The organism is Paraburkholderia sp. Ac-20336 (genome assembly GCF_017105025.1).
Taxonomy (GTDB): Bacteria; Pseudomonadota; Gammaproteobacteria; order Burkholderiales; family Burkholderiaceae; genus Paraburkholderia.
In genome coordinates this window covers 1-7,053 of record NZ_JAAGPS010000209.1, presented here as the reverse complement: position 1 = coordinate 7,053, position 7,053 = coordinate 1, and the positions used below count along the sequence as shown (strand labels likewise).

Annotated in this window: 8 protein-coding genes; 4 read left to right on the top strand and 4 right to left on the bottom strand. The window is 66.6% G+C overall.

Annotated features, from left to right (window positions below):
• A partial coding sequence (locus GXB81_RS29880) for an FAD-dependent oxidoreductase (RefSeq protein WP_205991101.1) occupies window positions 1-545 on the bottom strand: 545 nt, incomplete at its 3' end.
• Window positions 546-808: 263 nt separating this feature from the next.
• On the opposite strand from GXB81_RS29880, the gene GXB81_RS29875 reads away from it, so the two are divergent.
• Both GXB81_RS29875 and GXB81_RS29870 read left to right on the top strand, forming a co-directional pair.
• Complete coding sequence (locus GXB81_RS29875) at window positions 809-1,063, top strand: helix-turn-helix transcriptional regulator (protein ID WP_167049847.1); 255 nt, start codon at window positions 809-811, stop codon at window positions 1,061-1,063.
• A 1-nt stretch (window position 1,064) separates the two neighbouring features.
• Window positions 1,065-2,405: a type II toxin-antitoxin system HipA family toxin gene (locus GXB81_RS29870; RefSeq protein WP_167049845.1), complete on the top strand. Its 1,341-nt coding sequence runs from the start codon at window positions 1,065-1,067 to the stop codon at window positions 2,403-2,405.
• Window positions 2,406-2,434: 29 nt separating this feature from the next.
• Here GXB81_RS29870 and GXB81_RS29865 read toward each other — a convergent pair whose 3' ends face one another.
• Window positions 2,435-2,647 (bottom strand): hypothetical protein, encoded by a 213-nt coding sequence (locus GXB81_RS29865; RefSeq protein ID WP_167283938.1) that lies wholly within the window; start codon window positions 2,645-2,647, stop codon window positions 2,435-2,437.
• A gap of 55 nt (window positions 2,648-2,702) precedes the next feature.
• Between GXB81_RS29865 and GXB81_RS29860 the strand changes: the two genes are divergently transcribed.
• Window positions 2,703-3,557: a helix-turn-helix domain-containing protein gene (locus GXB81_RS29860; protein WP_167283937.1), complete on the top strand. Its 855-nt coding sequence runs from the start codon at window positions 2,703-2,705 to the stop codon at window positions 3,555-3,557.
• Window positions 3,558-3,584: 27 nt separating this feature from the next.
• Here the strand turns inward: GXB81_RS29860 and GXB81_RS29855 are convergent, their stop codons facing one another.
• Complete coding sequence (locus GXB81_RS29855; protein ID WP_167283936.1) at window positions 3,585-5,423, bottom strand: ATP-binding protein; 1,839 nt, start codon at window positions 5,421-5,423, stop codon at window positions 3,585-3,587.
• Window positions 5,393-5,878 carry a molybdopterin-dependent oxidoreductase gene (locus tag GXB81_RS29850; RefSeq protein ID WP_241016584.1) on the bottom strand — a complete coding sequence of 162 codons (486 nt, stop codon included), beginning with the start codon at window positions 5,876-5,878 and terminating at the stop codon, window positions 5,393-5,395. The genes GXB81_RS29855 and GXB81_RS29850 overlap by 31 nt, the downstream gene beginning before the upstream one ends.
• Window positions 5,879-6,349: 471 nt before the next feature.
• On the opposite strand from GXB81_RS29850, the gene GXB81_RS29845 reads away from it, so the two are divergent.
• The coding region (locus tag GXB81_RS29845; RefSeq protein ID WP_205991099.1) for a phosphoribosyltransferase at window positions 6,350-7,053 on the top strand (704 nt) is incomplete at its 3' end.

Genomic DNA, 7,053 nt, shown 5'->3' with positions numbered 1-7,053 from the left:
AGCGCGCCGGCTTCGGCCGCGCGTGCCGCGAACGCCGCCGCAGCTCGGCGCGGTTCGGCCTGGCCGTCGCTCGGCGTGTAGAGGCCGCCGAGCGCCGGACCTTGCATGCCGCTCACGACCGTATCGATCTGGCGGCGCTCGAGCGTGCGCGTGTCGAGCCCGTGCTGGCGCGCGACGTCCATCCATTGCTGGAACGCCACCCAGTCTTCTTCATCGGTCGCGACGTAGAGGCAGCCGCCCTGGCGCCATTCCAGATCGAAATTCAGCTCGCGCTCGAGTTCTTTCCACAACGGGATGCTCTCCATCATCAGCGGCACCTCGGCGGCTTCGCGGCCCTGCTGGCGCACGAAGCCCCATGCGCGCGACGACTGCTGCCCGGCAATGCGCGACTTGTCGAGCACCACGACCGAGAGGCCGCGGCGCGCGAGGTAGTAGGCGGCCGCGCAACCCATGATGCCGGCCCCGGCGATCACGACGTCGGCATGGGTGGGAAACGCTTGATCGGCGCGGGTGAAGTGCGAATGCAGCGGGTAAGTCGTGGTCATTGAATCGCGGTTATCGGGTCGGGGGGCATGGCGTGATGTTCATCGAGCCGCAACCAGCGGGCGAACGGTCCTGAACGTGGACGTCATCTTCGCAGGCGCGCGAGTTGTCCGCAATGCGCGGACCGGCGATCCGGGCGGGAAGCCCGCCAGGACTGGCGCTCAGCGAATTTCCCGGGCATTCGCACATTATTCGCCACACGCATATTTGACAAATATTCGTTTGGCGAATATATTGCAAATATTCGTCTCGCAGATATTTTGCCATGCTTCATCTCATCGCTCAGGCAGACCAGATGGCCCAACTGCTCGCCGCCAGCCGGCGGCAGGCCGGCCTCACGCAAACCGAGGCGGCCGCGCGCATCGGCGTCAGCCAGAGCCGCGTTTCGTCGCTCGAAACCGACGCGAGCGCGCTTACGCTCGCCCAGTTGCTCGCGCTGTGCGGCGCCTACGGCCTGCAGTTGCAGATGCTCGACAAAAACCAGCCGGTTGCCGAACCGGCGCCGATCATCGAGTGGTGAGATGGGGCGCGCGACTCACGCACGGGCATTGTCGGTCTGGGCCAACGGTGAGCGCGTCGGCATCTGGCGCCTGCCCTCGCGCGGCCCGATGGAATTCTCCTACGATCTCCCGTGGATCGCCTCGGCCGCGGGCCGGCCGCTGTCGCTATCGCTGCCGTTCACGCCCGGCAACTGGCCGCACAAAGGGCCGCGCGTGCTCAACTACTTCGACAACCTGCTGCCCGATAGCGACGTCATCAGAAAACGCATCGCGCAACGCTACCAGACCGAAACGCTCGACGCATTCGATCTGCTGCGGGCGATCGGCCGCGACTGCGTCGGCGCGGTCCAACTGCTCGGCGAAGACGACAGGCCCGACGGCGTCGGCCGCATCGAGGGCACCCCGCTCACGGACGACGAGATCGAGGCGCTGCTCGCGCAAACGGTCGGCGGTCCGGCACTCGGCGCACCCGACGAAACCGACGACTTCCGCATCTCGCTCGCGGGCGCCCAGGAGAAAACCGCATTGCTCTGGCACGACGGCAAATGGCAGCGGCCGCACGGCGCCACGCCCACCACGCATATTTTCAAGCTGCCGCTCGGGCTCGTCGGCAACCGGCTCGCCGATCTCAGCACGTCGGTCGAAAACGAATGGTTGTGTCTGCAGATTCTGCGCGAGTACGGCCTGCCGGCCGCGAACGCCGAGGTGCTGAGATTCGGCAAGCAGCGCGTGCTCGCCGTCGAGCGCTTCGACCGGCAGATGCATTCGAGCGGCCAATGGCTGCTGCGTCTGCCGCAGGAAGACTTCTGCCAGGTGTACGGCGTGCCGTCGCATCGCAAGTACGAAAACGAAGGCGGCCCGGGCCTGCGCGATCTTGCGCGGATTCTCCAGCAATCGGTCGACGCGCGGCAGGACCTCGAAACGCTGCTCGCCAGCCAGATCCTGTTCTGGATGCTCGCGGCGCCGGACGGCCACGCGAAGAATTTCAGCATCCGCCTGCTCGCGGGCGGCTACTTCCGGCTCACGCCGCTCTACGACGTGATGTCGATCTGGCCGGTGGAGGGCAACGGCCCGAACCAGTGGTCGTGGTACAAGGCACGGCTCGCGATGGGCCTGTGGTCGCGCAGCAAGCACGATGCGTTTCGCGACGTGCAGCGGCGCCACTTCAACGCGATGGCGCTGAAGTGCTCCTACGGCGCCGACGCCGAGCCGCTGATCGCGCGCCTCATCGAACAGACGCCCGCGGTGATCGAGCGGGTCGCGGCACGGCTGCCCGAGCGGTTTCCGGGCAAGGTCGCGGAGCGGATTTTCAAAGGCCTGAAAAGCTCGGCGGCGAGGCTCGAAAAGATGCCGGCAAGCTAGGCTCGCACGGAACTCATGCGCGGCATACCCTACAGATACGTCATCGTTTCATCGGTAAAATTCGTTTTGATGCGAAATACATCAAAAATGGCGGGCATGCCCGTTGCGTCCTTCGCAGGGCCGGCGTCGGCTGATGGCCCGACAAAATCATAAATTGTGATTTTTTTACGGTACATTTGCTGTCCCCCGCGCCGGCGCGGTATGTGTATTGACTGCGCGCGGCTGCGCAGTGTCTCTCGCACCGCGCTTTTCCTGTACCTTTTCTGTACCTTTTAAGACGGCGGATTCTTACGCAGTATGGCCAACGAAACAAACTCACCCGACTCCATCGCGGTTGCCGAGCGCGTGCGCGAGTTGATGAGCCGGCATGGAATCGGCAAACGCCAGCAAACCACGGAACTATGCCGCATCCTCGATCTGAGTTTTTCCCAGGGACACCGCAAGCTGCGCGGCAATAGCCCCTGGACCCTCTCGCAGATCAAGAAAGTCGCCGAAGTGTTCGACGAACCGGCGGCGCAGCTGTTCGGCGCGCAATCGCTCGATCCGGGCGTGGTCGGCGCGGTCGCCCAGGAAGCGGTGTTCTGCATCGGCTCGACCGAGCTTGCCTGCACCGCCTGGGTCGGCGCCGCGCTCGAAGCGGGCAGCCGCCCCGAGTTCGTCGCGTATGCGCGGCTCGGCCAATGGCGCGTCGCGCGCCATGACGGCACGCTGTACCAGAGCGCCTACGAAGTCCACAAGATCGAGATCTATCCGCGCCGCGCCGAGACCGACAAGCCGACCATCGCCGTCGTCGACGACGATCAGGCGAGCGCCGACAACCTGCGCGACTACCTCGAACGCAGCGGTTTCGCGGCGGTGGCGATCTACGGACTCGCGGCCTTCACCGAGCAGTTGCAGACCCAGGTGTTCGACGGCGTGATCATCGACTGGCTGTTCGGCGCGCAGACGTCGGCCGCCGCGATCGGCGCGGTGCGCGGCTCGGAGAATCCGGACGCGCCGATCTTCGTGCTGACGGGCGAGCTGCTCACCGGCAAGGCGAGCGAGTCGGAGATCAGCCAGGTGATCCGCAACTACGACGTCGCGTGTTACGAGAAGCCCGCGCGCATGGCGATTCTCGTCGCGGATCTGTCGAAGCGCCTGAACCGGCCGTGACGCGGCGGCGCTGAAGCGCCGCGCGCCTCACAGCGCATGCCGCGCCGCTAACGCCCGCTGCAGCGCATTGCGCAAATCACCGTAATGTACCGGCTTTAATAACGCCTCGAAGAATTCCGGCGAGCCGCCTTCTCCTTCCCGCACGACCTCCGGCGCATAGGCGCTGACCACGATTACCGGCACGCCCGCCGACGGCCCGCCGCGCGTCGCGAACTCCGCGAGAAACGTATAGCCGTCGCGCTCCGGCATATGCAGATCGAGCAGCACCACGTCGCAGCGGTGCGTGTCGAGCCACGCGAGCGCGTCGTCGGCATTGCCGAGCGCATGCGCGTCATAGCCCATGTGCGCGACCATTTCGCTGAACGACTCGCGGATCAGCCGGTTGTCGTCGACGATCAGCACGCACGGCCGCGCGCCGCCCGGCTCGGCCTGCGCCGCGACACCGGTCGGCTCGACCGTCGAGACCGGCACGACCGGAATCGTCACCGTGAAGGTCGTGCCTTCGCCGAGCGTGCTCGCGACGTCGACCGTGCCGCCGAACAGCTTCACGAGCCCCTGCACGATCGTGAGTCCCATCCCCGCACCCTCGTAGCGGCGCGTGCGCGAGGCGTCGAGTTGCGTGAACTCCTGGAAGATCAGCGGAATCTGCGCGTTCGGCACGCCCGGCCCCGTATCGCTGACGACGAAGCTCAGCAGCGCCGGCCGCTGCAGCAACCGTACGCGCACGGTGCCGGTTTCGGTATAGCGGATCGCATTCGTGACGAGGTTGCTGACGATCTGGCGGATGCGGTGCGGGTCCGACTCGACGAGCCCGCTCACGCCGCTCGCCTCGCTGTCGAGCTTGAGCCCGCGCGCTTCGGCCGACATCGTGTGTTCGTCGACGATCGACGCGAGCAGCTCGCGCGGCTCGAAATGCTCGTGCCGCAATTCGAGCTTGCCGGCACCGAGGCGTGCGTAGTCGGTCAGGTCCTTCATCTGCGCTTCGAGATGGCGCGCCGCGGTTTCGAGCCGCTGGATCACCTTGCGGTCGGCCTCCGAGTGATAGTTGAAGCCGAGCAGTTCGACCGACGACACGATCGCATGCAAGGGCGTGCGCAACTCATGGCTGATCATGCCGAGAAACGCGTCCTTCGCGAGACTCGCCTCGCGCGCCGCACGGCTTGCCTGATGCTCGGCGTCGAGCGCCGCGCGCTGCTGATGCATGAGCCGCGCGCGGCGCCGGCCGTTCAGCACAAGCAGCAGCGTCGCCGCCGCCGACAGCAACAGCAGCAACAGCCCGCCCGCGAACAGCATGCGGCGCTTGTCGATGAAATCGCGGTTCATCGCCTCGCGGTCGGCGACGTCGGCGAAACGGCGCGAGAGCGCGAGATCGTTGACCTCGTTCCAGTGCTGGCGCAGTTTGGAGACGATCTGCGCGGCGCCGCCGCGGTCTCGCGGCAGCGCGTCGACCTCGGGCTGGATATCGTCGAGCACCTGTTCGAGCGCCCCGATCTCGTCGAGCTGACGCTGCAGCAGCGCGAGTTGCGCGGCGAGCCGGTGCGTCGAGCCGTCGATTACGCGCAGCTTCGATTGCAGCAGCTGGAAACGCAGTTGCAGCCGCTGATAGTCGTCGTCGACACCGGACTGATACAGCAGCAGTTGGCTCTCGAAGCGCCCGTACGCGATCTGCAACTGCGCGGCGTCCCAATAGAAACCGTCATAGGTGCCGGTCAACTGCTCGGTCACGCGCGGGTTCAGCAGATTCGCATAGAGCAGATAGCCGATCGCGCCGGCCGGTGCCGCCAGCGCGGTAAGCCAGATCAGCACGTGGAACACGCGGCGCCACGGACTGCGCACTATTTGACGATGAGGGCCTTGATCTGCCATACGAATTTCGAGTCGCCGAGCGCGCCCGTCAGTTCATCGGGAAACTCGTCGCGCGGGTAGATGAGGAACAGCGGCCCGAAGTCGCTGATTTTCAGGCGCTGGCCGTTCATGCTGTACGCGACGATCACGCCGTAGCGCTCGGCGTCCGAGACCGGCACGGTGTAGGTGTAGTCGTCGAAGGTGCGGAATTCGATCTCGCGGCCGGTTGCGCCGACCGTCTTCAGAACGTCGGCGAGCAGCGGACCCGTGAAGGTCGAGCGCGGCGTCCAGGTGGTCCCGGTCGTGATCGAATGAACGGGCAGCGCAAGCAGCTGGGCTTCGCTGAAATGATAGACGCGATGCGCCGCGTCGTTCGTGTTGCTGATCTTGCCCCACACGTCGAGCGTGAGCGGCGGCGCCTGCGCTGGCTCCTGCGCTTGCGCGCAGCAGGCGGTCAGCGCGAAGGCGAGCGCCATCATCCAGCGCACCGGTCCGAGCGCGCCGCTTGCGCCGCTTGCGCCGATTGCGCCGATTGCGCCGATTGCGCCGATTGCGCCGCGCAGTGTTGCAATGACTTTGGCCATCGACTTTCTTATCCGTTTTTCGTTGATCCGCGGGATCGGCCCGCGGCGCGACTCCGCCGGGATGGCGCGCGACGCTTTCCCCACTCCCCTTGCTCCCTTGCCCCGCCCTCGTGGGTCGCCGCCCCTGCGTCAACAGGGTGGAGACGGCGCTCGCGCTACCCGCCGCGACCGCCGCGATCTCATGCGATACGTCGTGCCGCGCCGCCGAACGCGTGTCACCCCCGACACGCTATCTTTGACCCGCATGCATAATATCGCCAAAATCCAGTGTCGCAAAAACGGGGACCGCCGCGCCACGCCGGCGAGCTTCCCGTGCCTGCCGAGACACTCGCCCGCCACGCGCCACGCGGCGCTTCGACAGCCATGAACAAGCCGGTCCTGCCCCTCACCTACGAACAGCTCGATCACTGGATCGAATCGCTGCAACCCGCCTTGCTCGCCGAGCGCTTCACGATGGCGCTCGGCATTCTACGCGGCGGCGCGCCGCTCGCGCTGATGGTGTCGCACGCGGTCGGCACGCCGGTCGCGTTCCTGCGCTACGACCGCGGCGCGCGCGAGGTCGCGTGGGATTCGACGCTGCCGGTTCCGCCTCGCGGCTCGAAGGTGCTGCTGTGCGAGGACATCGCCGGGCGCGGCTTCACGCTCGTCGATTGCATCGCGTTCCTGCAGGCGGAAGGGCTCGAAGTGAAAACGCTGACCGGCGCCGTCGACGATCTGAGCCGCACGCAGCCCGACTACGCGATCGACGCGCGCGGCTATTTCGCACTGTTTCCGTGGGAGCGCCAGGCGTACACCGAGCGTTATCGCGACGACTGGGCGCGCGTCGAGGCCGGCGCCGCGTCCGCCATGGCCGACGACCACGAGTACGCGGCCTACGCGATCGACCTCGACGGCATCCTGCTGCCCGACGTGCCGCTCGCGCGCTACGACGAAGACCTCGCCGCCGCGCTCGCCGAACGCGACGCGCTGCCGCCGTTCGAGGTGCTGCCCGGCATCGATCTGCGGCGCGTTCGCGCGATCATCACCGGCCGCCCGGAGATGGATCGCGCGCGCACCGAGGCATGGCT

Excerpts from the sequence above, each read along its gene's own strand:
- GXB81_RS29875 (WP_167049847.1), top strand. The coding sequence starts at position 809 with ATGCTTCATCTCATCGCTCAGGCAGACCAGATGGCCCAACTGCTCGCC.
- GXB81_RS29870 (WP_167049845.1), top strand. The coding sequence starts at position 1,065 with ATGGGGCGCGCGACTCACGCACGGGCATTGTCGGTCTGGGCCAACGGT.
- GXB81_RS29860 (WP_167283937.1), top strand. The coding sequence starts at position 2,703 with ATGGCCAACGAAACAAACTCACCCGACTCCATCGCGGTTGCCGAGCGC.
- GXB81_RS29855 (WP_167283936.1), bottom strand. The coding sequence starts at position 5,423 with ATGGCAGATCAAGGCCCTCATCGTCAAATAGTGCGCAGTCCGTGGCGC.
- GXB81_RS29850 (WP_241016584.1), bottom strand. The coding sequence starts at position 5,878 with ATGGCGCTCGCCTTCGCGCTGACCGCCTGCTGCGCGCAAGCGCAGGAG.